A 22,853-nucleotide genomic window follows, 5' to 3' on the forward strand; every position below is an offset into this window, starting at 1 on the left:
ATTATCGCGCTGCGGCGGTGCTTTTTTGACCTCAGGCTGCCCTGTTGGTCACGATGGCGCTCAGGTAGTTGGCCAAGTCATGCAGGTACACGAAGGGGTGACCCTGACGACTGCCGCCTGTGCGGCTGACCTTCAAGTCGATGCGTCCTGCGTTGATCTTGCGCAGCAGATTTCTGTCGTTCGACAGGTGCGAAAAATAACGCTCTCGGACGGCGCTCAGTGAAGGGCACGGCGTGGCGAATTCTTTGCGAAGTTGATCCAGTATTTCGTTCATTCCATGACTCCCTGTGGTTTGCATGTGAGTACTCCCGAGATGGAGTGCAGACAAACAATACGATATGTAGCGCGTCGTGACAATACAGTTTGTATTTTAAATACGATTTGTATTGTTCGTCTCACAGGGAATCGATGTACCAGGACACGCGAGCAGTGCCGTTTTCAGGGTTGCGGGTGACGCTGATACCTTCGGCCTCGCTGATCTGATCCATGATGCGCTCCCAGTGAGCCACCGATTCGCCAGGCTCCCTGATCAGCAGGACCTGATGCTCGATCTGCGCCTTGTCACTGGTGATAGCGTCCTGAATGCGCTGTGCCAAGGCCAGGTAAGCGTCATGTTGCGAGGTGTCGGGGAACTGCTTGAGCATGAGTGAACTCCTTTTTACTGTATGTGCATACAGTAATTGAGGGGTGTTTCTCACGCAAGCTACAAATGTTTCCTACACGGACACCTGCCCGGGACGAAACAGTGGCGCATGAAAAAGCCCCGGTTATCGGGGCTTGGACGTGGCATGCCGGGTCAGAGACGCATCGTCATCTGCCTGATGACACCGATCAGTTTGCACTCCTCGGTCACCGCAAGGGTCGGGTAGGCGGGGTTCAACGGCTTGAGAAAGTAGCGTCCGGCGTCTTCGACCAGTTTTTTGAACGTGGCCTCATTACTTTCCGGCAGTTTGGCGATGACCAGCTTGCCGGCAGTGGGCTCGATTCCGGTGTCGACCAGAATCAACATGCCTTCAGGAATGCTCTGGCCTGCGGGTGCGGTCATCGAATCGCCACGGACCACCAGCCAGAAGGCTCTGCCCTTGGCTTTATAGTCGCTGATCTCGAAGGTGTCCGAATAGCCGGCAGGGTAGGGCTCGACGGCTTCACTCCAGCCACCGGCCTCTACCCAGCTGATGACCGGATAGCGATAGAAACGCGAGGGCTGCACCGTGGGCTCCACGTTGTGCATGCCGGGCTCGCTGGCCGGAATGGAGGTGGTGAGAATCGGCAGGCCGAGTTCTGTCAGGAATCGATTGATAACCTCGATCTTCGGCTCACGCTTGCCATTCAGCCAATGCCCTACCGCGCCGGGCGTCACGCCCATCCGCTCAGCCATCTCTTCCTGGCTGATCTGCTGGGTTTCCATGACCTGTCTTGCGACTTCATACCATTTTCTGTTCATGCGTCGAATCATACAGGCTGTAGGGTGTTGAGCAATATACATAATGTAATGCTTCGTTGTGTCATAAAAATACAAAATGTATTGTAAGGCCTTGGTTCTGCGCAGCGAAAGACGTTGCGCAGCGTTTCCGAAAGGTCCTACAGGAGAGACACGATGATCGAGAAAATAGAAGCCGTGATGCAGCATTGGGGTGAACAGCGCATGCGCATTGGCCTGGGCGGCGGACTGAGCAGCCCGATGGCCGGGATCATGGAATGGGGCGCGTACATTCCGCGCCGCACACCCGGCTCGCGCGCACTGGTGGGTAATGGCAGCGGCCTGGACTATATAAGCAGCGAAGTCGAGGCGGCTGTGGCGCAGCTTTCGCGCAGCCCTGCAAAGAGCCGCGGGCCTGAACTGGCGCAACTGGCGACATTGCGTTATGTCGAGTCGTTGCCGGTGCGCGAGCAGATGCGTCTGGTGGGCATCAATGAAGGCGCAGACCGCACCTATCGCAACTGGATCGACAAGCTTCACCAGCAAGTGCTGGCGATTCTCGCTGAGCGCAGCGCTTCCAGAAGCAACAACGCCGTCGCCGACAAGGCTGCGCAAGGGTAAATGAAGACACGGTTTCACGCCGTTTATCCGGGTCGATTGCACAGCTGTGGCCGAACTCGTGTTGAACTCCGGTCAAACTCGACCCACCCCGAAACTGCCCCTTCCCAGGCTTTCCGGAGGGGGGTAAAAAGGTCCCACGATATGCGATTTGCGCCTCAGGGCAGCAGCCGGAAACAGGCTGATCAACAGCCACAACCGGTCACTCGCGACCCATCTCAAACCCCGCCTCGGCGGGGTTTTTTATTGGGCCAGGCACACGGAGGCCAGTGCACATGTTGAAGGACTATCGATGCGGGCAGTGCAAAAAGCTGCTGGCCCGCATGGGTGAGTACACAGAGCTCCAGATCAAATGTTCCCGCTGCGGAACGTTGAATCATGTGAAGGCCACGAGCCTCGAGTTATCGCCGTTGAGCGACAGAGGTACAGCAGCGTCGTTGCTGCCTCGCGGTGCTAACCAGAGGTATTAATCATGTCCAATAGCAGTTCTGCTGTCAGCCAGCTCAAGAATATTCCGCTGGTAGGTATCAACCTGGGTTCAGTGGCAAACGCCGGGCAGATCGTGCCGGGCGAGGCAGGGACTCATTATCAGTGGCCCAATCGTGGAACCATCACTACCTGGGTCAAGAATCGGGGCGTGCGTCTGATCCGTTTCCCGTTCGAACTTCAGCGCGCTATTCAGCTGTCGACTCTGGACGGCTTGCCAGGCCAAGGGGCGAACCTGAATACCGACTTCGTGAAGCGCTGGAAAGAAATGCTTGGCTGGATTCGTGAAGACTCCAATGGCGAGGCCAGAATCATTCCTGATCCGCACCACTACATGCGTTTGCATCGCTACGAAACCGATGCAAACGGGAACCTGACCGGGCGCATTCTTCCTGCCGCGGAGGCCGGTAATCAGAACGGCTGGAAGGCAACCGAGTCGGTATTGATCAAGGATGGGAACGGTGTCAGTGGCACTTTCTGGAGCGCCGTTCACCTGGCCAACTTTCACCAGAAGCTGGTCACCGAATGCGACGATCCGATGGTGCTGGGCTGGGGGTTGGGTAACGAGCCGTATTCGAATACTACGGTGGGTGCCAAGGACTACATTACGTTCCCTGCTCTTGAGGCGCTGTACATCAGCACGATGAATACCGTGCTGCAGGCGTTGCGCAACAGCTCGAAAAAGCCGGTGTTCATTTGTGGGCTTGAGTTTGCAAGCGCCAGAAACTGGGCCACCGTCTCTGCCAACCTTCAGTCGAAGATCGTCGACCCGGCCAATGCAATTGTCTGGGAAGCCCATGCTTACGGCGATTACGATAAAAGCTCCAGCGGTGCCTACGCCAATAACAACGACCTGATCTCGCCGACCGTTCTGCGCGATGAAATCGTGGGTCCGTTTCTGACCTATGCCAAGACCAACAAGATGGCCGCATTTATCGGCGAAACAGGGATTCCGCCAACGGCTGCCGGTCGCACCGCGCTGAAAAACCTGCTCGATAAAGCGAAGGCGGAAAAAGTGCCAGTGACACTGTGGGTCACAGGGCCAGGCACCGATGGCGAAAAGATGAGCCTGGAGGCCAGCAATCAGGCGGAGACCGTCGCACTGGTCACACCGTACTTTGCCGAGCGTATTGCCCTGTGGGGTTATGCACAGGCATGACGGTGCAAGTCATTCCGTTCTGACCCAGCAACGGAGCCCCGCATCAAGGGGCTCTTTCCAGTTTATTCAGGCTTTCGATTTTCGAGGGCCTTGAGAGTCCACCACCCTATTACGGAGCACCAATGGACCCAACCGACCTAGGCCCAGGCACAGCTACCTGGCTGGGCGGCACGGGCACAATTCTGCTTGGCGGCTTTCTATGGCTGCGCAAGTTTCTTTCCAGAGATGCAACAGACCGGGCGATGGACAACGCGGACATCGGTACGGTGCGCCGCCTCAATGAACTGCTCGACTCCGAGCGCCAGGCGCGCAAGGAAGCTGAAGCGCGGGCTGATCAGTTCGCCAAGGAGCGCAACGAGCTCGCCGCAGCGGTTGGGCGGATGGAGGGCAAGATCGAAGCCCTCACCAGCCACATCGTTCAACTCACCGACAAGGTCACCACGCAAAGCGCCGAAATAGCCCGGCTGCGATCCCAACTCGGAGGTGCAAACGATGCACAGATGCGCAATTGATTTCATCGCTCGCCATTGGTGGCGGCGCCTGGAGGTCTGGCTGATTTCCGTGCTGCTGATCGCTGGCTGCCTGATGCTCGGTTTTCAGGCCGGGCAGTGGTCGGCGAATGCCGAGCATACGCAGCAGCTGGCCGAGGTTCGCAATGCCTACGACGCGGCACTGGGCAAGCGCGACCGGCGCCTGGACAGGCTGGCCGAAACCACCACCCAGGCGGCAGACAAGGTCGAGAGTGCTGCATCAATTGCCAATCAGGCCGCTCACACGGCCAGCCGTGCTGCAGACAAGGCTGATGAGGCGTTGGGCAAGGCGAACCAGTAGGCGTTTCCCACGCCGCAATCAACCTTCAACACACGCGGAACCCCTCATGAAGATAACCCCGATAGTTGCCCACTTGCAGGCGACCTGCCCGAGCTTTGCCGGGCGAATCAGTGCCGGTATCGACTGGGCGGCGGTCGCCCTCGGTGATCAGCTGGCCCACCCGTCGGCGTACGTGATTGCCACTGGCGATCAGTCCACCGCCAACGATTTGCAGAACGTCATTCGCCAGAACATCACCGACACGATCGATGTCGTGGTGGTGCTCGATGGCGGTGACAAGCGCGGGCAGGAAGCCAGTGAGCAACTGCATGCCCTGCGCGCCGAACTGTGGCGTGCGCTGGTGGGCTGGAACCCGGATCACGATTACGACGCGATGCAGTACACCGGTGGCGCGCTGGTGCAGATCAGCGGCGACCGGGTGACGTATCGCTTCGGCTTTGCAGCGCAGTTTCAACTGGGCCGCAATACCTCCGATCAGCCTGCCGAGACCTGGCACGAAGCGTATCTGGATGGTTTGCCCGGGTTTACCGGCGCCACCATTGAGATGGACTGCGTTGACCCCGCAGATCCGAACCTGAAATCCCCCGGCCCTGATGGCCGTATCGAAGCGAAGTTCACAGCAGAGGTAACCCCATGACTCAACGCATCACTGTAGTACCGGCCGAGGGCCGCACTGTGCCGGATCCGGAGGCGGGCGATTTGCTGCCCGTCGAAGGCCGGCAGGTGACCTTCAACGCCTGGTGGCAGCGTCGTCAGAACGACGGCGACATCACCCTTAAAACCGAGCAATCCACCACCACCCATCAAGCCTTCACGGCTTAACCAAGAGGAAGCCAAACAATGGCTATCAGCTTTAACAACATTCCATCCGATGTTCGCGTTCCGCTGTTTTATGCGGAGATGGACAACTCGGCCGCCAACAGCGCGTCGGCCAGCATGCGTCGACTGATCGTTGCGCAGGTCAACGACGATGTGTCCGGCCCCGAACTGGGTTCTCTGGTGCTGGTGCCAAGCGTGGCGCTGGCGAAAAACATCGGCGGTCAGGGCTCCATGCTGGCCTCGATGTATGAAACCTGGCGCAAGGCGGACCCCACCGGCGAAGTCTGGTGCCTGCCGCTGCTCAATACCGAAGGCGCCAAGGCCGGCGCGAAAGTCACCCTCAGCGGGGCGGCGACCGAAGCCGGTCTGCTGAACCTGTATGTCGGCGGCATGCGAGTGCAGGCCACTGTCGTTAACGGCGCAACCGCTGCCCAAGCGGCCACGGCACTGTCGGTGAAGATCAATGCCACACCTGATCTGCCGATCACCGCGGCTGTCGAAGCGGGTGTGCTGACCCTTTCCTGCAAATGGAGCGGGGCAAGCGGCAATGACATCCAGCTGGAATTCAATCGCCAGGGCAAGACCAATGGCGAAGTCATTCCTGCCGGCCTGACGGCGGCAGTCACCGCCATGACTGGTGGCGTAGGTACGCCTGATCAGCTCAAGGCACTGGCTGCGCTGGGCGATGAGCCGTTCGAGTTCATCTGCATGCCCTGGACCGACACCGCCACGCTGGATGCCTGGAAAGCGGCAATGGACGACAGCACCGGTCGCTGGAGCTGGGCGCGTCAGTTGTACGGTCACGTTTACAGCGCCAAGCGCGGCACGGTCGGTACGCTGGTGGCCGCAGGTCAACTGCGCAACGATCAGCACATCACCCTGCAGGGTGTCGAAAATGGTGTTCCGCAACCGGTCTGGCTGCAAGCCGCTGCCCTGGCTGCGCGCACGGCGGTGTTCATTTCTGCCGACGCCAGCCGTCCGACCCAGAGCGGCACCATGCCCGGTATCGATCCGGCGCCGGCCAGTCAGCGTTTCACCCTGACCGAGCGTGAGTCGCTGCTGCGTTACGGCATCGCCACGGCGTACTACGAAGGCGGTTACGTGCGCATTCAGCGTTCGATCACCACCTACCAGAAGAACGCTTACGGCCAGGCGGACAACTCGTACCTGGACAGTGAAACCATGCACCAGTCGGCGTTCATCATCCGTCGTCTGCAAGGCATCATCACCAGCAAGTACGGCCGCCACAAGCTGGCCAACGATGGCACGCGCTTCGGTGCCGGCCAGCCGATCATCACGCCGAGCACCATCCGTGGCGAGTTGATTGCGCAATACGCACGTCTTGAAGAAGAGGGTCATGTGGAGAACGCCGAAACGTTCGCCCAGCACCTGATTGTCGAGCGTGACGGCAATGACCCAAGCCGCGTGAACGTGATGTTCCCGCCTGACTACATCAACGGCCTGCGCGTGTTCGCGCTGCTCAACCAGTTCCGCTTGCAGTACGACGAAGCGGCATAAGCCTAACCAACCCTTTCAAGCCCGCCTCGTGCGGGTTTTTTCATTCTGGAGATAAACAACATGGGTCAGAAAGTTGCGGGTACCTGCTACATCAAAGTGGATGGCACCCAATTGACCATCAGCGGCGGCGGCGAAGCGCCTCTGATGAACATCAAGCGCGAGACGGTCGTGCCTGGTTACTACAAGGAAACCGAAAAGGCTGCCTGGTTGAAATTCACCGCCGTGCATACCGCGGATCTGCCGCTCAAGCTGCTCACTACCGGTGTGGACATGACCATCACCTGTGAATTCAAGAACGGCAAGACCTACGTCCTGTCCGGCGCCTACCTGGTGGATACGCCGAGCAGCAAAGCTGACGACGGCACCATCGAGCTGCAATTCGACGGCAATCAGGGGAGCTGGCAATGAGTGAAGTCATCGACCTGGCCAGCCCGATCGAAGCGCACGGCGAAACCCTTTCGCAACTGACCTTCCGGCGCCCTACGGCGCAGGAAGCGCGGGCCATCAAGGCTCTGCCGTACAGGATCGACAAGAACGAGGAAGTTTCCCTGGATCTGGACGTGGCGGCGAAGTACATCGCCGTCTGCGCCGGCATCCCGCCCTCGTCGGTCAATCAGATGGACCTGTGCGACATCAATACGCTGAGCTGGAAGGTTGCGAGTTTTTTCATGGCAGCGGCATCAGCGACCTCGAAGGACTGATCGCCGTCGTTTACGACCTCGCGTATTTCTGGAAGACCGATCCCGCACTGATGATGTCCAGGGAGCTGGACGTCATCACCGAGTCGATCTTGCAGACGCAACGCATCAACCAGATCCTGCAGGGGGAGTGATGGCAGACACTATCAAGACGCTGATTACCGGCGTCGACAAGCTGTCTCCAACGCTGGCAACTATCCGCAACAACGTTGAAGGCTTCGAGGACAGGCTTAAAGGCTCTGGTCTTGGGGGCGTCGAGGTGGGCGAGATGATCAAGGGCAATGCTTTGGCAGAGCCCTTGATTGCCGGGGTAAAGGCAGCGATCGGTTTCGAGACCAGCATGGCCGGCGTGAAACGGTCGGTCACCTTTGAAACACCGCAACAGTTCCAGCAGATGAGTTCCGGCATTCTGGACCTCAGTGAACGACTGCCGGAAAGCGCCAACGGTATCGCGGCGATTGTCGCCGCGGGCGCCAAGGCCAATGTACCGCGCGAAGAACTGACCGGGTTTGCCAGCGACGCCGTGAAAATGGGCGTCGCATTCGATCAGACAGCGGCCGAGTCGGGCGACATGATGGCTTCGTGGCGGTCATCGCTTCAGATGACTCAGCCGCAGGTCGCGGCGTTGTCCGAGAAGATCAACGTGCTCGGCGGCAACAACCTGGAAAAGAAAATCGCCACCATGGTCACTGCAATGGGCCCGCTCGGGCCGGTTGCGGGGATGGCCTCCGGGCAACTGGCGGCCATGGGCGCAACCCTGGCCAGCGTCGATGTGCCGGCCGATGTGGCCGCCAGCGGCATGAAGCGTTTCATGCAGTCGTTGACCGAAGGTGGCGCGGCGAAAGCCGGGGCGTTCGAAGCGTTGCAGCTCGACGTCAATCAGCTGACCCAGGGCATGCAGAGCGACCCGTCCGGGACCATTGAAAAGGTTCTGACGGCGGTTTCCAGTGTTGATCCCGGCAAACAGTCGGACGTCATCACGCAGCTGTTCGGTGCCGAATCGCTGGGCGCGATCACGCCGCTGCTGGCCCACCTCGATGTGCTCAGGTCCAACCTGGCCAAGGTCGGGGAGGGCGTGCAAAACAGCGGCTCCATCGAGAAGGAGTTCGCAGACAACTCCCAGACCACGGCCACTGCCATCAAAGAGATGACCAACCGTGTCGATCGTCTGGGCATCAATATCGGCAGTATGTTCCTGCCGGCGATGAACGAAGCAATGGCCGTGATCGGGCCGATGATTTCTCAGGTCGCCGCGCTGGCGGCCGAACATCCAGAGGTGATCAAGGGCGTCGTGGGCGCCGCGATTGCTTTCGGCGTGCTGCAAGTCGCCGTTCTCGCTGCGACGAGTGCCGCCAAGCTGCTGGCTGCGGTCATGGGCATGTCACCGTTGGGCCTGATCGTGCGCGGCCTCGCGCTGGCGGCAGGTTTTCTGATCGCCAACTGGTCGACCGTCGCACCTTATTTCCAGGCGGTCTGGGAGGCGATTCGCGGACCGGTGATGGCGCTGTGGGACGTACTCAAGGCGGTCTTCGCCTGGACGCCGCTGGGCATGATCGCAGCCAACTGGCAGCCACTGACCGAATTCTTTGCTGCGCTGTGGGACGTGATCAAGGCGCTGGCCACGCCGTTTTTTGATTTTCTGCAGACGCTGTTTGCGTGGTCGCCATTGGGCATGGTTGTGGCCAACTGGCAGCCGCTGTCCGAGTACCTGGCCGGCCTGTGGGAAACCATCAAGGCCGAGGCGCAACCGTTTACCGATGTGCTGGCAACGCTGTTCAGTTTTTCGCCGCTGGGCATGGTCATCGAGAACTGGCAGCCGATCAAAACCTGGTTCGCAGGTCTGTGGGCGGGCATCAAGCCATTCATCGAACCGATCATGAGCCGGTTTGGTGGCGACACTGATAAGACCGTCCTGCAGAGGGCGACCGAGACGGCCAATCGGTTCGCGGAAGAACAGCGGATACGCAACGCAGGGCCGGGCGGCGGGACCGGTGCGTTTCTGGCGGCCGGTGCCGTCGAGAACGTTCGCATGAATCAGCAGTTGCTCAATCAGGCCACTGGCGTGCCGTCGACCAGCCAATTGCTCGGCGTACCCACCCCGCTGGCGCCCGGCAGCCTGTTGTTGCAACAGGGCGCAGCCGGGGCCGGCCCGCGACTTGAAGGCGAGCTCAACATTCGCTTTGAAAACGCGCCGTTGGGCATGCGCGCCGTACAAGTGCAAACCAACCAGCCGGGTTTGACGATATCGCCAAACGTCGGTTATCGAACCCTCGGCGCAGGAGCCGGATCATGAGTACATGGCGTGACAGCCTGCTGCCGGCGTCTTTCCGTGGCGTCGGTTTTTTCATTGAAAAAGCCGTCGTTCCGGCAGGTCGCAAGGGGCAGTTGCATGAGTTTCCACAACGCGACGAGCCTTATTTCGAGTCGCTGGGCAAACAGTCGAAAGTGCATACGCTGACGGGGTTCATTGTCGGTCCCGACTGTTTCGAACAGCGAGACAGACTGCTACAGGCACTGGAGCAGGAAGGTGCCGGCGAGCTGGTGCATCCGTGGCTGGGTCGTGTGCAGGTCCAGGTTGGCGAGTGCGGCGTCACACACAACCTGAACGAAGGCGGACTCGTCCGACTGGACCTGAAATTCTATCCGGCCAACCCGCTCAAGTTTCCCGTGTCGACGCTCAATACGCGACGGCAGTTGCTGGGCGCGTCCGAGAGCCTGCTGGATTCGGCGCTCAGGCGCTACCGCTCGGTGATGGCCACAGTGGACGCGGTACGTATCAACATTCAGGCGCTGCGCAGCGCCCTGTCGGGCGTATTCGCGACCATTCAGCGGCAGTTCACACCGTTCATGACGATCTATTCGGATGTCACCGCGCTGGTGCATTCGCTGGTCAATGCGCCGTTGACGGTCAGCACGCTGTTTACCACGTTCTTCGCCAGTTTCGACGGCGACAGCCGTCGAGCCAGAAGAGCGAACGGCACCAGCAGTATTGGCGGGGCGAGTACCGGAACGAATGCCGGGTCAGGTTCCGGCAGCTCGACAGGGGGCGGTTCAGGCAGCGGTTCCGCGAGTGGCAGTAACGGCACCGCTGCGAGCAGCACGGCAGCAAGGTCCGGCAGCAATGGCGGCGTGTCCTCTGTTGAAACGGTCGATTATCGCTCCGTGATTTCCGAGGCCACGCAACAGGCGGAAGCGGTGTCCGGCATCAATCTGGTTAGCCAGGGCAGCGGGCTGGATACCGGCGTGACGGCTCAGGCCGCGGCCAATCTGGTTCAGGATGCCTTGTTGGTCAAGGTGGCGAAAATCGTCGCGAGCATGCCGGTTGCGACGACCGTCACGCCGCTCACCGTGGTGCCGTCGCTGGATCAGCAAGTGACGCAAGCGCTGCAGCGCGTCGATGTGCCGGTTGCCGATGACGTCATCGAACTGCGTGACACGCTGAGTTCGGCGATCTGGGAAGCGTCGTTGAAAGCCGATCCCGAACATTACCTGGCGCTCAACACGTTGCGTCAGGCGTTGATCAGGCACCTCAACGCGGTGGCGGCCTCCGGTGTACGTCTGGTGGACATGAAGGTCTCCGAGCCTTTGCCCGCGCTGGTGCTGGCCTATCGCCGATTCGGTGACGCCAGCCGGGCGCAGGAAATGGTGCAGCGCAATCGGCTGGCCCACCCGGGTTTCGTACCGCCAGGCACGCTGAAGATCGCACAGGAGTGACCCATGATCGACCCTAACGTTGTCACCCTGACGGTTGACGAGCACGACTATGCCGGCTGGAAGTCGGTGGAAATCTCTGCCGGGATCGAGCGTCAGGCGCGCAGCTTTGACGTGAGCATTACCTGGCAGTGGCCGGGCACTGAAATCTCGCATCCGATCACGCCCGGCGCAGCGTGCGAAGTACGTATCGGCGGCGAGTTGATTCTGACCGGCTGGGTGTTTGCCGCGCCGATCAGCTATGACGGCAAGCAAATCACGCTAAAGATTTCCGGACGCTCGAAAACCGCCGACCTCATCGACTGCTCGGCCATCAACAGGCCGAGCCAGTGGAAGGAGGTGGGGGTGTTGAAGATTGTTGAAGCGCTGGCTGCTCCTTATGGTTTGTCGGTGATCAGCGAAATACCGGAGACCTCGAAGATGGCCGATCACACCATCGAGCCTGCCGAAACCGTGTTCAAGTCCATTGACCGGCTGCTGACCCTGTTCCGGATTTTTTCCACCGATGACGAATACGGCAATGTGGTGCTGGCCAGGCCGGGTAGTCGTGGGCAGAGCGCAGACGCGCTCGAACTCGGCAAGAATGTGTTGAGCGCCGTCATCACGCGGGACTTTTCCGGGCTTTTTTCCGAGTACCGGGTTATTGGTCAACAGACCGGTAATGACCAGACGTTCGGCAAGGAGTCGTCGGAAGTCTCGGCAGAAGTCACGGATAACCGGCATGACGACCCTGCGCATAAAAAGCGTCTTCGCGTACTGGTCGTTCATGAGGATGCGCCGATCACACCGAAACTTGCCCTGAGTCGCGCCAATTGGGAGCGTGGTCAGCGGGCCGGCAAGGCGCTGCTCACCACCTACAAGGTCCAGGGCTGGCGGCAGTCCAATGGGGCGCTCTGGCGGCACAACACCATGGTCCGGGTGATTGATCCGGTCATCGGTTTCACAAGCCGCAACATGCTGATTTCAGCCGTGACCTACTCGCTGAGCGACCAAGGCACGATCACCACACTGGTGGTCGGTCCGCCTGAAGGTTTCCAGGCCGAGCCAGGTGACCCCAACAAGCGCAGCAAGGTGCAGGTCAATCAGGACGCTTACTCCTGGCTGCTGCCCATCGACGAGGAAACAACCTCATGAGCTTACTCAATCGCATGCTGGTGCGCGGCACGGTGGTGCTCGCCAGGGCCAGCAGCAAAATGCAGGCGCTGCAAATGCGCCTCACCGCCGGAGAGGTCAAGGACGACATGGAGCACTTCGAACCCTATGGCTTCACCAGCAACCCGCTGGCTGGCGCCGAGGGCATTGCCGCCTTCATTGGTGGCGACCGGTCGCACGGTCTGCTGCTGGTGGTGGCCGACCGGCGCTATCGCCTCAAGGGCCTGGAGTCGGGCGAAGTGGCGATCTATACCGACGAGGGCGACAAGATTCACCTCAAGCGCGGCAAGGTCATCGACATTGAAACCGACACCCTGAACATCAAGGCAACGGTGGCCGTGAACTTCGACACACCGCAGATCACCCAGACCGGAAAGATCGTTTCCCAGGGAGACCAGCTTGCCGCTGGCATCAGCCAGATCAGCCATCTGCACGGCAACGTGCAGGGCGGTAATGGCCAGAGCGGGCCGCCCGTTGGAGGTGCTGGATGATTATCGAAGGCTCTCTGCAAGCGTCCTTGCTGCGCTCGGTGGTCATCAGCCTGTTCACCTGGCGGCGTGCCGAAGCGGACGACCCGTTCGACGATGCCGAGCGCTATGGCTGGTGGGGCGACACCTACCCGGCACAGGCCAATGACCGCATTGGTTCCAGGCTGTGGCTGCTGCGCCGGGTCAGGCTGACTGCCCAGACCCAGCGCGACGCCGAGTTCTATGCCCGCGAAGCGCTCGACTGGCTGATCGAAGATGGCCAGGTCAAGCACATCAACATCCTTACCGAACAGGTTCAGAGCAACCGCCTGAACCTGGGCGTCGAGCTGGTCGTCTCGGACGGTCAGCTCGTGCGTTTCAACCCTTCTGAACAGTGGCAGGTGATTTATGCCGTTTGAAACACCTACGTTACCGGCGCTGATCAACCGAACCCAGGTCGACCTCGCCGACGAAGCGCTGCGTCAGTCCGATGCTCGGGTATTGTCCCGTGCGCACAGCGGCGCGGCCTACGGTCTGTACGGCTATCAGGACTGGATCGCCGACCAGATTCTGCCGGACACCGCCGACGAGGAAACTCTCGAGCGGCAGGCCATCCTGCGCCTGAGGCAGCCGCGTAAGGTGGCACAGGCGGCTACCGGCACGGTGCGCTTTACCGCTGCAGCCGGCGCGGTGCTGGATGCGGACACTGTGCTGCAGTTCAGTGATGGACGCTTCTACCGCGTCACTAAAGGCGTCACCACGGTTGCGGGCAATAACACCACCACGGTCGAAGCGGTGGATGCCGGTGTTCTGGGTAATGCGGATGCCGGTCTGGTGATGACTGCCGTGCAACCGGTCGAAGGCATCGACAGCACTTTCACCGTCATTGCCGACGGACTTTCCGGCGGCATCTCGCAGGAAAGTATCGAGTCGTTGCGTGCGCGTGTCGTGCGCTCCTACCGGGTCATCCCGCATGGCGGCAATCAGGATGATTACGTGACCTGGGCGCTGGAAGTGCCGGGCGTGACACGCGCCTGGTGTGTGCGCCGGTTCATGGGGCCGGGGACGGTGGCGGTGTTCTTCATGCGTGACGACCAGGCCGATCCCATTCCTGACGCCGAGCAGCTGGCTGCGGTCGCTGCGTATATCGAGCCGCTGCGTCCGGTCACCGCAGACGTGTATGTGCTGGCGCCGGTGCAGAAACCGGTGGTCTACACCATCCGGCTCACACCGGATACCTCCGCCGTGCGGGCGGCGGTCGAAGCGCAACTGCTGGACCTGCACAACCGTGAGGGCGGACTGGGCGAAACCCTGTTGCTCACGCACATCGCCGAGGCCATCAGCCGCGCGACAGGCGAAACCGATCATGTGCTGGTTTCACCCGTGGCCAACGTTACTGCGGCGGCCAACCAGTTGCTCACGTTCGGGGGTATTCAATGGTCGTCATAAGAACTGCCGAACACTACGCCGGACAACTGCAGGCGCTGTTGCCACCTGGTCCCGCGTGGGACCCGGAGCGGGTGCCGGAATTGCAGCAGGTGATTACCGGCCTGTCCCGCGAGTTCGCACGCATCGATGGCCGCGCGTTCGACCTGCTCAACGAGATGGACCCCGCCACCGTCAGTGAGCTGGTCCCGGACTGGGAGCGGGTGATGAACCTGCCTGACCCGTGCCTGGGGCTCAAACCCTTGTTCGCAGACCGGCGCCTGTCGGTGCGCCAGCGGCTCGTGGCGACAGGAGGGCAGAACGCAGCGTTCTACATCGACATTGCCATCAGCCAGGGCTACCCCGATGCCACTGTGACCGAGCACCGAGCGCCCCGTATGGGGCGTTCGCGTTTTGGCCGGGCGCACTTCGGCACCTGGAGCGCGCAATTCATGTGGACCCTGAACACCGGCGGGCGCCAGCGCCTGGGCCGACGCTTTGGGGCCAGCTACTGGGGAGAGCGGTTCGGGGTGAATCCCGGGCTCGCCATCGAATGTTTGATCCGTCGAGCAGCACCGGCGCACAGCGTCGAATTCGTAAACTTCAACTGAGGAACACAATGTGGATTATCCCAAGAGTGTGCCGGGCGTAGGCTTGGCAAGCGGCAAGTTTGTAGATGAAAACCCGGCGACCGGCACCCCTGGTTCGCTGATCCCGGCGCAGTGGGGCAACTCGGTGACGCAGGAGATCTTGAACGTGATCCTGGGGGCTGGTCTCGTACCTAACGAGGAGGATGTCACCCAGTTACATCGAGCCATTCTTGGTCTGGCAGCATCCGATTACAAAAAATCGGTGCGTTGCGCCACGACAGTTTCCATTGGGCTGAGCGGTTTGCAGACCATCGATGACGTCACACTGGTGGCCGGTGATCGGGTGCTGGTCAAGAATCAGGACACTGCGTCGCAGAACTGGATTTATGTGGCCGCGGCAGGCGCCTGGGCTCGTGCGCAGGATGCGAACGAAAGCACCGAATGCACGCCGGGTCATATGGTGCCGGTGCAGGCCGGCACGAAAAACGCGGGCACCGTATGGCAGCTGGTCAATACGACGGTGCCGGTGCTGGGTACAACTGACCTTGCGTTCGAGCGTCTGCTGGGACGCAGTGGTGTGGCCGCGGGTGATTACACGCGGGTCAAGGTCAATAAATATGGGCAGGTGGAAGAGGGGAGCAATCCGACAACACTCAGCGGCAATGGTATTTCGGATGCGTACACCAAGGCCGAGGCCGATCTGCGCGATCTTCAGCGGCCGCTACGTGATTCCATTACCTATGTGGGGCTGGCCAATAACAAGCCTGATGCGCCTTACATGCGCCGTGAGTCAGATGGTGCTTTGGTTGCCCTGCAACCGAGCCTGGGATTCACTCCGGTACAACAAGGAGGAGGTACCGGTCAGCTAGACAACAAGGTGAAGATCGGCTGGTCGAATAATGGCCTCAAGGCGATGGTCGATAATACTGACCTTGGCAATATCTGGTATGCGAACAACTTTAATCCAGCCACCAAAGCTGACTGGGGCACTACGCTGGCGTCTTATAAAATTACTGACGCTTATACCAAGGCTGAGGTGTATGCCAAAAGCGAAGTGGATACGCGTTTGGCAACCAGAGCATTGGCTGACAGCATTACTTATGTGGGGCTGGGCAGTGGGGATCTAGGGCAGCCCTACATGCGGCGTGCTGCTGACTCTGTCATTAGCTGGCTTCAGACAAAGTTGGGGTACACGCCCGTCCAGCAAGGTACAGGCACAGGTCAATTCAATAACGTTGTGAAGATAGGCTGGTCGGATAACGGCCTCAAACTGACCGTGGACGCTACAGACTTGGGACGCATTTGGTATGCGGCCAACTTTGATCCCAATGGAAAGGCCAACTGGGGGACCACGCTTGCTGCGTATGGCATCACCGACGCTTATACCAAGGCCGAGACGGATGCTCGTGACGCGCAGCGACCCACAGCGGACTCCATAACTGTTCTCGGCTTTGCCGGTAATGACGTAAACCTGCCTTATATGCGCAGAGCCTCTGACGGTCAGGTCTATTACCTGCAACCGCGTCTTGGCTACACGCCAGTCGAGCAGGGCGGCGGTGCCAACATGTCCGCTAACAAGGTTCGCCTTGGCTACAACGGTGCCGGTAGTTTGCGCCTTCAGGTCGACAGCTCTGACTTTGGCGACATGATCAACGATCAGAATTTGCCGGCAAAGGTTGCCGCACTGGGACTCGGCGGCATCGGTTCCTATGCATTTGCACGTGTCATCAACTCCCAGGGACAGGTCAATCAGGGAGGCACGGTATCCGGTAACAACCTGATCTATAGCTCCACAAACGGTAGCGATGGCGCCTCTAACAACTCCGGGTTTATCGGCGTAGGCACTTGGCGTGCACACGGTGCTTTTTCAGGCGGCGAACGCACACTCTTTCAACGAGTTGGATAAAGGTTTTTATATGAACACAGTAATAAGTGCGCGAAACCCTCGCTGGGCCGATCTGGCCCATACCTCTATCGTCCTGTCGGTGATTTTCGAGGAAACAAAGGATATCTTCGGTGAGGTGCCTTTTGCTGCCTCTGCCCAAGACCCTGAGCCACACGGTGTAGACCTTTTCAATCGTGCAGTTGCAGGCGAATTTGGCGAGATTCTCGAACCCACCGAGCAGATGGTTCAGGCGCAGGTAATGTGTCAGCGTGGTATTTACTCGGCCGAGGTCACTGCGAAAGTCAACGAATTGGTTGCCGATCTGGATATGTTGCAAGATGCCATAACGTTGGACATGGCCACTGACGATCAGCGTAAATCACTGCCTGCTGTAAAAGCCGAGCTCGACGCGCTGCGCCTGTATCGGGTGCAACTTGCCCAACTCGAGACACTGCCAGGCTATCCAATGTCGTTCGATTGGCCGGTGCCGCCTGCAACTCCATTTGTATACGTTAAGCCGTCTGAGGCACCGCCGTTGTCAATAGGCGTAAGTGAAGACGAACTGCCCAAGCCATAACGCCCCGCACTGACGGGGCGTTGTTTTATCTGCCGTTCAACTTGCTTTTACACAGGGGACTTTATCGGCTCAGAGGGCGGGTGAGTCCTGTAACCCCTATAGGAGGACCAATGCCTATCAACCAGCAACAACTACTGCAAATCCTCCCCAACGCCGGCCCTAAAGCCGGCGTTTTCGTTCCTGCTCTCAACACCGCCATGGCCCGGTACGCCATCGACACTCGCCTGCGTATCGCCGCGTTCATCGCTCAGATAGGGCATGAGTCCGGGCAGCTTCGTTATGTGCGCGAGCTGGGTAGCGACAGCTATCTGGCCAAGTACGACACGGGCCAGTTGGCGCTGCGTTTGGGCAATACGCCAGAGGCAGATGGCGACGGTCAGTTATATCGGGGCCGTGGGCTGATTCAGGTGACGGGGCGGACCAACTACGAGGCGTGCGGGGAGGCGCTCGGACTGGACTTGCTTGCCCAGCCGCAAATGCTCGAACAACCCGACCACGCCGCCATGTCGGCGGCATGGTTCTGGGACCGGGCCAACCTCAATGCGCTGGCAGACAAGGGTGATTTTCTGATGATCACCCGCCGCATCAACGGCGGTACCAATGGCCTGGCGGATCGCCAGGCGCTTTACCAGCGGGCATTGGAGGTGCTGCCGTGAAAGTGCTGGATATGCGATTCCTGATCCTCGCATTCGTGCTGGGGTCAGGGCTGGGTACATGGGCCGCCTGGAAATGGCAGGCGGCCCGCTATGGCCTGCAACTGTCCGCGCAACAGCTGACGTGGCAGCGCGAGCGCGAGCAGGCGGCGCTCGCGCTAGTCGACTGGCAGAACGCCGAGCAGGCACAACGACGGGCGCTGGAAGTCCGTTTGCACACCAACGATACAACCATCCACAAGGAGTTGAGCGATGCACAGACTGCTCAGGCTCGTTTGCGTGATCGCCTGGCTACCGCTGATTTGCGGTTGTCAGTCCTCCTCGCCAACAGCCCCGCCAACCGTGATGGCATGCCAGCCGGCACCGATACCGGCGGCGTGGTTCATGGAAGCTCGCGAGGCGAACTTGACCCAGCGGCTGCTGGACGAATTGTCGCCATCACCGACTACGGCGATCAGGGATTGATCGCTTTGAAGGCCTGCCAAGCCTACGTGCGCGAGATTGCGCACTGATGTTCCTCTCGGCTCCCCACCCTCGGCCATCGTGCCCCTGCCTCAATCCCGCCTCCGCGAGGAGGCGCGGCCCTCTTTTCAGCCTTTAACCGCTTTTCAATCGGCGCAGCCCGGTACATTCATATTGCACCGGCCGATTCGGTACGCTAATGTCCTGAAACGTACCGATGAGACCCCTTCCGTGACGACAGTCAGCAAGCTTTTGATGCGCGTTATCAAGGCTCACGCCCGTTGGCGTTGGCGCGCCTGACTATTTCCTTGCCGGCCCTGCCGGTCCCGTACCTGTATGCCTTCGATTTTGTGATGTTTTTCTCCGTCCCCCGGCCTTATGGCTGACGAGGGGATGCATGAGTGAAGCAGAATCCGGAAGGCCTGAATCAAGTCAGTAAATCAAAAGGTTGATAGCAAAATGCTGCTGATGATCGATAACTACGATTCGTTTACCTACAACGTCGTGCAGTACTTTGGTGAGCTGGGGGCAGACGTCAAAGTCATTCGCAATGACGAACTGAGCATCGCCGAGATCGAAGCCCTGAACCCGGAGCACATCGTGGTCTCGCCTGGCCCGTGCACGCCCAATGAAGCCGGCGTCTCGCTGGATGTGATCAAGCACTTCGCGGGCAAGCTGCCGATTCTGGGCGTGTGCCTGGGGCATCAGTCCATCGGTCAGGCATTTGGCGGCGACGTGGTTCGTGCGCGTCAGGTCATGCATGGCAAAACCAGCCCGGTCATTCACGAAGATGGCGGGGTGTTCGATGGTTTGAATCATCCGCTGGTGGTCACCCGCTACCACTCGCTGGTGGTCAAGCAGGATACGCTCCCCGACTGCCTGGAAGTGACGGCCTGGACCGCGCTGGAAGACGGTTCGGTCGATGAGATCATGGGCCTGCGCCACAAGACACTGAACGTCGAAGGGGTGCAGTTTCACCCCGAGTCGATCCTGACCGAGCAGGGCCACGAGCTGTTCGCCAATTTTCTCAAGCAGAGTGGCGGCCATCGTCAGGGCTAAGGATTTTTTATGAGTACCCCCATGAATATCAAAAGCGCGCTGAATCGCGTGGTCAACCAACTGGACCTGACCACTGAAGAGATGAGCGATGTCATGCGCGAAATCATGACCGGCCAATGCACTGAAGCGCAGATCGGTGCGTTTCTGATGGGCATGCGCATGAAGAGCGAAACCATCGATGAAATCGTTGGTGCGGTTTCGGTGATGCGCGAGCTGGCCGGCAAGGTCGAACTGAAAACCCTGGACGGCGTGGTCGACATCGTGGGGACGGGCGGCGACGGCGCGAACATCTTCAACGTGTCGACGGCTTCTGCCTTCGTCATCGCAGCCGCCGGTTGCACCGTGGCCAAGCACGGTAATCGTGCTGTCTCGGGCAAAAGCGGCAGTGCCGATCTGCTTGAGGCTGCCGGGGTTTATCTGAACCTCACGCCTGTTCAGGTGGCGCGTTGCATCGACAGCGTGGGCATCGGTTTCATGTTCGCCCAGTCTCATCACACGGCCATGAAGCACACGGCCGGGCCGCGCCGCGAGCTGGGCCTGCGCACACTGTTCAATATGCTCGGCCCGCTGACCAATCCGGCGGGTGTTCGTCATCAGATCGTCGGCGTGTTCAACCAGGCGCTGTGCCGCCCGCTGGCCGAGGTGCTGCTGCGTCTGGGCAGCAAGCATGTGCTGGTGGTCCATTCGCAGGACGGCCTGGATGAATTCAGTCTGGCGGCACCGACCTTCGTGGCCGAGCTGAAAAACGGCGAAGTCACTGAATACTGGGTACAGCCCGAAGACCTCGGCATCAAAAGCCAGAGCCTGTACGGCCTTGCCGTGGAAAGCCCGGCGGCGTCGCTGGAGCTGATTCGCGATGCGCTGGGACGTCGCAAGACCGAGAACGGTCAGAAAGCTGCGGAAATGATCGTGCTCAATGCCGGCGCCGCGCTTTATGCTGCAGATCACGCCACCAGCCTGAAAGAGGGCGTGGCCCTGGCACACGATGCGCTGCACACTGGCCTGGCGCGGGAAAAACTGGAAGAGCTGGGTGCCTTCACGGCGGTATTCAAGCAGGAGAACGAAGCATGAGTGTGCCAACCGTACTGGAAAAGATCCTCGCCCGAAAGGTCGAGGAAGTCGCGGCTCGTCGTGCGATTGTGAGCCTGACCGAGCTTGAACAACAGACAGCCCGGGCCGACGCGCCACGTGGCTTTGCCAAGGCATTGATCACTCAGGCCAAGGTAAAGCAGCCTGCCGTTATCGCCGAGATCAAGAAGGCCTCGCCAAGCAAGGGTGTCATCCGCGAACACTTCCTGCCGGGCGAGATCGCCAGAAGTTATCAGTCCGGTGGCGCGACCTGTCTGTCAGTGCTCACCGACGTGGACTTCTTTCAGGGCGCCGATGCCTATTTGCAGGAAGCACGTGCAGCGTGCAACCTGCCGGTGATCCGCAAGGATTTCATGATCGACCCTTATCAGGTGGTCGAAGCACGTGCTTTGGGCGCTGACTGCATTCTGCTGATCGTGTCGGCACTGGATGACGTGCAACTGGCTGAACTGGCTGCCGTTGCCAAAAGCTTGGAGCTGGATGTGCTGGTCGAGGTGCACGACGGCAACGAGCTGGACCGTGCACTCAAGACGCTCGATACACCGCTGGTGGGCATCAACAATCGCAACCTTCACACGTTTGAAGTGAGCCTGGAAACCACGCTGGACTTGCTGCCGCGTATTCCGCGTGATCGTCTCGTCATCACTGAAAGCGGCATTCTCAATCGTGCGGATGTCGAGCTGATGGAAATCAGCGATGTCTATTCGTTTCTGGTGGGGGAGGCCTTCATGCGTGCCGAACACCCTGGCGCCGAGCTGCAGCGGTTGTTCTTCCCTGAGCGCAAAATCGCGGTAAGTGCTTCGTCCATCGACTGAGCGCATTGAGCTGAACACCCTCCCGAGGTCCGGCATGCAAGACGCGATCATCGACATTTGTGTCGAACAAGGCCTGCAGGCCGAGCAGGATCTTCTCGCCTCGGTATGCTCCGGGGCGGCAGATCACGGGCTGCTGTTCTGGCGGCCCAATGATCGAGCGCTGGTCATGCCACGGCGGATGAGCCGGTTATCGGGTTTTGCCGAGGCCAGCGAGACCCTGTCGGACAATGCATGGCCCGTCCTCTTGCGTGAGACCGGCGGCGAGCCAGTGCCACAGTCCTCTGCCACGCTGAACATCGCGCTGGTCTATGCGCAGCCGCCCACTGATGTCGATCGCGACCGCATAGAAACCGCCTACCTGCGATTGTGTCAGCCGATTCTCGACCTGTTGACCGAGCTTGGCGGCAAGGCTTCACTGGGTGAGGTGGCAGGCGCATTCTGCGATGGCCGTTTCAATGTCAATCTCGATGGTCGCAAGATGGTTGGAACGGCTCAGCGCTGGCGTCAGAGCCAGGGCGGAACGCGTCCTGTAGTGCTGGCGCATGGTGCGCTGTTGCTGGATAACGAGCGCGTCCAGATGGCCGCTGCGGTAAACCGCTTCAATGAGCTGTGCGAGCTCGAGCCGCGTGTTCAGGCCGAAAGCCACATCGCCTTTTACGAAGCGTTTCCGGGCGCTGATGTCCTGGAGCGTCTGGCGCAGGCTTACCGGAAACTGCTCGCCGGGCTCTGAATAGCAAGGGCTCAGCGTGTCCCGTAGACCACCATGGTCTTTCCTTTGACGTTGACCAAGCGCTGTTCTTCAAGGGCCTTGAGCACACGTCCGACCATTTCCCTTGAACAGCCGACAATGCGTCCGATTTCCTGTCGGGTAATCTTGATTTGCATGCCGTCCGGATGAGTCATTGCATCCGGCTGCTTGCACAGCTCGAGCAACGTGCGAGCCACTCGCCCGGTGACATCGAGAAACGCCAGATCACCCACCTTGCGCGTTGTGTTGCGTAGGCGCTCGGCCATCTGGCTGCCGAGCGCATACAGAATTTCCGGCTCTTGCCTGGTCAGCTCGCGGAACGTGTCATATGAAATCTCGGCCACTTCGCACTCTGTCTTGGCCCGCACCCAGGCGCTGCGTACGGATTCCTTGCCCGGTTGCTCGAACAGGCCCAGTTCGCCGAAGAAATCCCCGCTGTTGAGGTAGGCGACGATCATCTCCCGGCGCTCGTCATCCTCGATCAGAACCGTGACTGAACCCTTGAGGATCAGAAACAACGACTCGGAGCGCTCACCGGCATTGATGATGTTGGTTTTCGCGGGGCAGCGGCGGCGTTCTGCATGGGGCAGCAGCTTGTCCAGACTGTTTGCTTTGGGCGTAAAAGTTATTGCGACCATGCGAGACTTCCGAAATAAGGTGTATGGCCAAAT

General features: G+C 59.9%; 29 protein-coding genes. 25 read left to right on the plus strand and 4 right to left on the minus strand.

The genetic code is table 11. The annotated features are described in order from the left end of the window. Positions 1 to 31 precede the first annotated feature (31 nt). The 3 genes from BT119_RS23435 to BT119_RS23445 form a co-directional block, all read right to left on the minus strand. Positions 32 to 274, minus strand: coding sequence for a pyocin activator PrtN family protein (locus BT119_RS23435; RefSeq protein WP_003316268.1), 243 nt, complete (start codon positions 272 to 274; stop codon positions 32 to 34). Positions 275 to 395: 121 nt separating this feature from the next. After that, positions 396 to 644, minus strand: a complete 249-nt coding sequence (locus BT119_RS23440) for a DUF1654 domain-containing protein (RefSeq protein WP_002551908.1) — start codon at positions 642 to 644, stop codon at positions 396 to 398. A gap of 152 nt (positions 645 to 796) precedes the next feature. Beyond that, positions 797 to 1,408, minus strand: coding sequence for a LexA family protein (locus BT119_RS23445; protein WP_003372744.1), 612 nt, complete (start codon positions 1,406 to 1,408; stop codon positions 797 to 799). A 189-nt stretch (positions 1,409 to 1,597) separates the two neighbouring features. Here BT119_RS23445 and BT119_RS23450 point away from each other — a divergent pair, with 189 nt between their 5' ends. The 25 genes from BT119_RS23450 to BT119_RS23575 all read left to right on the plus strand — a co-directional run bounded on the left by BT119_RS23450 (position 1,598) and on the right by BT119_RS23575 (position 22,164). Continuing rightward, positions 1,598 to 2,041 carry a hypothetical protein gene (locus tag BT119_RS23450; protein ID WP_003433209.1) on the plus strand — a complete coding sequence of 148 codons (444 nt, stop codon included), beginning with the start codon at positions 1,598 to 1,600 and terminating at the stop codon, positions 2,039 to 2,041. Positions 2,042 to 2,313: 272 nt separating this feature from the next. Then, positions 2,314 to 2,508, plus strand: coding sequence for a Com family DNA-binding transcriptional regulator (locus tag BT119_RS23460; protein ID WP_003372742.1), 195 nt, complete (start codon positions 2,314 to 2,316; stop codon positions 2,506 to 2,508). Between the two features lie 2 nt (positions 2,509 to 2,510). Then, complete coding sequence (locus tag BT119_RS23465) at positions 2,511 to 3,683, plus strand: cellulase family glycosylhydrolase (RefSeq protein WP_016982694.1); 1,173 nt, start codon at positions 2,511 to 2,513, stop codon at positions 3,681 to 3,683. Between the two features lie 122 nt (positions 3,684 to 3,805). Continuing rightward, complete coding sequence (locus BT119_RS23470) at positions 3,806 to 4,195, plus strand: hypothetical protein (protein WP_003411734.1); 390 nt, start codon at positions 3,806 to 3,808, stop codon at positions 4,193 to 4,195. Next, the gene (locus BT119_RS23475; RefSeq protein WP_003372736.1) at positions 4,176 to 4,514 is read left to right on the plus strand and encodes a hypothetical protein; all 339 of its coding nucleotides are present in this window, start codon (positions 4,176 to 4,178) and stop codon (positions 4,512 to 4,514) included. Before BT119_RS23470 ends, BT119_RS23475 begins: the two co-directional genes overlap by 20 nt. A gap of 46 nt (positions 4,515 to 4,560) precedes the next feature. After that, on the plus strand, positions 4,561 to 5,151 hold the full coding sequence (locus tag BT119_RS23480) for a phage tail terminator protein (protein ID WP_003433201.1): 591 nt from the start codon (positions 4,561 to 4,563) through the stop codon (positions 5,149 to 5,151). Beyond that, positions 5,148 to 5,336 carry a DUF2635 domain-containing protein gene (locus tag BT119_RS23485; RefSeq protein ID WP_003419716.1) on the plus strand — a complete coding sequence of 63 codons (189 nt, stop codon included), beginning with the start codon at positions 5,148 to 5,150 and terminating at the stop codon, positions 5,334 to 5,336. Before BT119_RS23480 ends, BT119_RS23485 begins: the two co-directional genes overlap by 4 nt. Positions 5,337 to 5,354: 18 nt before the next feature. Then, positions 5,355 to 6,851, plus strand: a complete 1,497-nt coding sequence (locus BT119_RS23490) for a phage tail sheath subtilisin-like domain-containing protein (RefSeq protein ID WP_003433200.1) — start codon at positions 5,355 to 5,357, stop codon at positions 6,849 to 6,851. Between the two features lie 60 nt (positions 6,852 to 6,911). Further along, positions 6,912 to 7,259, plus strand: a complete 348-nt coding sequence (locus tag BT119_RS23495; RefSeq protein ID WP_003372729.1) for a phage tail tube protein — start codon at positions 6,912 to 6,914, stop codon at positions 7,257 to 7,259. After that, positions 7,256 to 7,552: a phage tail assembly protein gene (locus tag BT119_RS23500; RefSeq protein ID WP_003316280.1), complete on the plus strand. Its 297-nt coding sequence runs from the start codon at positions 7,256 to 7,258 to the stop codon at positions 7,550 to 7,552. Before BT119_RS23495 ends, BT119_RS23500 begins: the two co-directional genes overlap by 4 nt. A gap of 130 nt (positions 7,553 to 7,682) precedes the next feature. Then, entirely contained in the window at positions 7,683 to 9,842 is a 2,160-nt protein-coding gene (locus BT119_RS23505) for a phage tail tape measure protein (RefSeq protein WP_072367009.1), read from the plus strand. Then, positions 9,839 to 11,263 carry a DNA circularization protein gene (locus BT119_RS23510; RefSeq protein WP_003433198.1) on the plus strand — a complete coding sequence of 475 codons (1,425 nt, stop codon included), beginning with the start codon at positions 9,839 to 9,841 and terminating at the stop codon, positions 11,261 to 11,263. Before BT119_RS23505 ends, BT119_RS23510 begins: the two co-directional genes overlap by 4 nt. A gap of 3 nt (positions 11,264 to 11,266) precedes the next feature. After that, a complete protein-coding gene (locus BT119_RS23515; protein ID WP_003372722.1) occupies positions 11,267 to 12,394 on the plus strand; it encodes a phage baseplate assembly protein in 1,128 nt (375 codons plus the stop codon). Continuing rightward, positions 12,391 to 12,903: a phage baseplate assembly protein V gene (locus BT119_RS23520; protein WP_003372720.1), complete on the plus strand. Its 513-nt coding sequence runs from the start codon at positions 12,391 to 12,393 to the stop codon at positions 12,901 to 12,903. Before BT119_RS23515 ends, BT119_RS23520 begins: the two co-directional genes overlap by 4 nt. Continuing rightward, complete coding sequence (locus BT119_RS23525; protein ID WP_003394886.1) at positions 12,900 to 13,298, plus strand: phage GP46 family protein; 399 nt, start codon at positions 12,900 to 12,902, stop codon at positions 13,296 to 13,298. The genes BT119_RS23520 and BT119_RS23525 overlap by 4 nt, the downstream gene beginning before the upstream one ends. Beyond that, complete coding sequence (locus BT119_RS23530) at positions 13,288 to 14,328, plus strand: baseplate J/gp47 family protein (RefSeq protein ID WP_003372716.1); 1,041 nt, start codon at positions 13,288 to 13,290, stop codon at positions 14,326 to 14,328. Before BT119_RS23525 ends, BT119_RS23530 begins: the two co-directional genes overlap by 11 nt. After that, on the plus strand, positions 14,316 to 14,915 hold the full coding sequence (locus BT119_RS23535) for a YmfQ family protein (RefSeq protein WP_024662983.1): 600 nt from the start codon (positions 14,316 to 14,318) through the stop codon (positions 14,913 to 14,915). The genes BT119_RS23530 and BT119_RS23535 overlap by 13 nt, the downstream gene beginning before the upstream one ends. Positions 14,916 to 14,925: 10 nt before the next feature. Beyond that, positions 14,926 to 16,800: a phage tail protein gene (locus tag BT119_RS23540; RefSeq protein ID WP_072367010.1), complete on the plus strand. Its 1,875-nt coding sequence runs from the start codon at positions 14,926 to 14,928 to the stop codon at positions 16,798 to 16,800. 10 nt (positions 16,801 to 16,810) lie between these two features. Continuing rightward, complete coding sequence (locus BT119_RS23545) at positions 16,811 to 17,356, plus strand: tail fiber assembly protein (RefSeq protein ID WP_058416469.1); 546 nt, start codon at positions 16,811 to 16,813, stop codon at positions 17,354 to 17,356. Between the two features lie 110 nt (positions 17,357 to 17,466). Continuing rightward, on the plus strand, positions 17,467 to 18,012 hold the full coding sequence (locus BT119_RS23550) for a glycoside hydrolase family 19 protein (RefSeq protein WP_060708341.1): 546 nt from the start codon (positions 17,467 to 17,469) through the stop codon (positions 18,010 to 18,012). Next, positions 18,009 to 18,521: a lysis system spanin subunit gene (locus BT119_RS23555; RefSeq protein ID WP_003372700.1), complete on the plus strand. Its 513-nt coding sequence runs from the start codon at positions 18,009 to 18,011 to the stop codon at positions 18,519 to 18,521. The genes BT119_RS23550 and BT119_RS23555 overlap by 4 nt, the downstream gene beginning before the upstream one ends. Before the next feature lie 409 nt (positions 18,522 to 18,930). Further along, the gene (locus BT119_RS23560) at positions 18,931 to 19,530 is read left to right on the plus strand and encodes an aminodeoxychorismate/anthranilate synthase component II (protein WP_003433192.1); all 600 of its coding nucleotides are present in this window, start codon (positions 18,931 to 18,933) and stop codon (positions 19,528 to 19,530) included. Positions 19,531 to 19,551: 21 nt separating this feature from the next. Further along, entirely contained in the window at positions 19,552 to 20,601 is a 1,050-nt protein-coding gene (gene trpD, locus BT119_RS23565) for an anthranilate phosphoribosyltransferase (RefSeq protein ID WP_003372695.1), read from the plus strand. Beyond that, positions 20,598 to 21,434, plus strand: a complete 837-nt coding sequence (gene trpC, locus BT119_RS23570; protein ID WP_072367011.1) for an indole-3-glycerol phosphate synthase TrpC — start codon at positions 20,598 to 20,600, stop codon at positions 21,432 to 21,434. The genes trpD and trpC overlap by 4 nt, the downstream gene beginning before the upstream one ends. 34 nt (positions 21,435 to 21,468) lie before the next feature. Beyond that, positions 21,469 to 22,164, plus strand: coding sequence for a lipoate--protein ligase family protein (locus BT119_RS23575; RefSeq protein WP_072367012.1), 696 nt, complete (start codon positions 21,469 to 21,471; stop codon positions 22,162 to 22,164). Between the two features lie 11 nt (positions 22,165 to 22,175). Here the strand turns inward: BT119_RS23575 and crp are convergent, their stop codons facing one another. Then, positions 22,176 to 22,820, minus strand: coding sequence for a cAMP-activated global transcriptional regulator CRP (gene crp, locus BT119_RS23580; protein ID WP_003433187.1), 645 nt, complete (start codon positions 22,818 to 22,820; stop codon positions 22,176 to 22,178). Positions 22,821 to 22,853 lie beyond the last annotated feature (33 nt).

The organism is Pseudomonas sp. NFACC10-1 (assembly GCF_900119195.1).
Taxonomy (GTDB): Bacteria; Pseudomonadota; Gammaproteobacteria; order Pseudomonadales; family Pseudomonadaceae; genus Aquipseudomonas; species Aquipseudomonas cerasi.

Excerpts from the sequence above, each read along its gene's own strand:
- BT119_RS23435 (WP_003316268.1), bottom strand. The coding sequence starts at position 274 with ATGAACGAAATACTGGATCAACTTCGCAAAGAATTCGCCACGCCGTGC.
- BT119_RS23440 (WP_002551908.1), bottom strand. The coding sequence starts at position 644 with ATGCTCAAGCAGTTCCCCGACACCTCGCAACATGACGCTTACCTGGCC.
- BT119_RS23445 (WP_003372744.1), bottom strand. The coding sequence starts at position 1,408 with ATGGAAACCCAGCAGATCAGCCAGGAAGAGATGGCTGAGCGGATGGGC.
- BT119_RS23450 (WP_003433209.1), top strand. The coding sequence starts at position 1,598 with ATGATCGAGAAAATAGAAGCCGTGATGCAGCATTGGGGTGAACAGCGC.
- BT119_RS23460 (WP_003372742.1), top strand. The coding sequence starts at position 2,314 with ATGTTGAAGGACTATCGATGCGGGCAGTGCAAAAAGCTGCTGGCCCGC.
- BT119_RS23465 (WP_016982694.1), top strand. The coding sequence starts at position 2,511 with ATGTCCAATAGCAGTTCTGCTGTCAGCCAGCTCAAGAATATTCCGCTG.
- BT119_RS23470 (WP_003411734.1), top strand. The coding sequence starts at position 3,806 with ATGGACCCAACCGACCTAGGCCCAGGCACAGCTACCTGGCTGGGCGGC.
- BT119_RS23475 (WP_003372736.1), top strand. The coding sequence starts at position 4,176 with ATGCACAGATGCGCAATTGATTTCATCGCTCGCCATTGGTGGCGGCGC.
- BT119_RS23480 (WP_003433201.1), top strand. The coding sequence starts at position 4,561 with ATGAAGATAACCCCGATAGTTGCCCACTTGCAGGCGACCTGCCCGAGC.
- BT119_RS23485 (WP_003419716.1), top strand. The coding sequence starts at position 5,148 with ATGACTCAACGCATCACTGTAGTACCGGCCGAGGGCCGCACTGTGCCG.
- BT119_RS23490 (WP_003433200.1), top strand. The coding sequence starts at position 5,355 with ATGGCTATCAGCTTTAACAACATTCCATCCGATGTTCGCGTTCCGCTG.
- BT119_RS23495 (WP_003372729.1), top strand. The coding sequence starts at position 6,912 with ATGGGTCAGAAAGTTGCGGGTACCTGCTACATCAAAGTGGATGGCACC.
- BT119_RS23500 (WP_003316280.1), top strand. The coding sequence starts at position 7,256 with ATGAGTGAAGTCATCGACCTGGCCAGCCCGATCGAAGCGCACGGCGAA.
- BT119_RS23505 (WP_072367009.1), top strand. The coding sequence starts at position 7,683 with ATGGCAGACACTATCAAGACGCTGATTACCGGCGTCGACAAGCTGTCT.
- BT119_RS23510 (WP_003433198.1), top strand. The coding sequence starts at position 9,839 with ATGAGTACATGGCGTGACAGCCTGCTGCCGGCGTCTTTCCGTGGCGTC.
- BT119_RS23515 (WP_003372722.1), top strand. The coding sequence starts at position 11,267 with ATGATCGACCCTAACGTTGTCACCCTGACGGTTGACGAGCACGACTAT.
- BT119_RS23520 (WP_003372720.1), top strand. The coding sequence starts at position 12,391 with ATGAGCTTACTCAATCGCATGCTGGTGCGCGGCACGGTGGTGCTCGCC.
- BT119_RS23525 (WP_003394886.1), top strand. The coding sequence starts at position 12,900 with ATGATTATCGAAGGCTCTCTGCAAGCGTCCTTGCTGCGCTCGGTGGTC.
- BT119_RS23530 (WP_003372716.1), top strand. The coding sequence starts at position 13,288 with ATGCCGTTTGAAACACCTACGTTACCGGCGCTGATCAACCGAACCCAG.
- BT119_RS23535 (WP_024662983.1), top strand. The coding sequence starts at position 14,316 with ATGGTCGTCATAAGAACTGCCGAACACTACGCCGGACAACTGCAGGCG.
- BT119_RS23545 (WP_058416469.1), top strand. The coding sequence starts at position 16,811 with ATGAACACAGTAATAAGTGCGCGAAACCCTCGCTGGGCCGATCTGGCC.
- BT119_RS23550 (WP_060708341.1), top strand. The coding sequence starts at position 17,467 with ATGCCTATCAACCAGCAACAACTACTGCAAATCCTCCCCAACGCCGGC.
- BT119_RS23560 (WP_003433192.1), top strand. The coding sequence starts at position 18,931 with ATGCTGCTGATGATCGATAACTACGATTCGTTTACCTACAACGTCGTG.
- trpD (WP_003372695.1), top strand. The coding sequence starts at position 19,552 with ATGAATATCAAAAGCGCGCTGAATCGCGTGGTCAACCAACTGGACCTG.
- trpC (WP_072367011.1), top strand. The coding sequence starts at position 20,598 with ATGAGTGTGCCAACCGTACTGGAAAAGATCCTCGCCCGAAAGGTCGAG.
- BT119_RS23575 (WP_072367012.1), top strand. The coding sequence starts at position 21,469 with ATGCAAGACGCGATCATCGACATTTGTGTCGAACAAGGCCTGCAGGCC.
- crp (WP_003433187.1), bottom strand. The coding sequence starts at position 22,820 with ATGGTCGCAATAACTTTTACGCCCAAAGCAAACAGTCTGGACAAGCTG.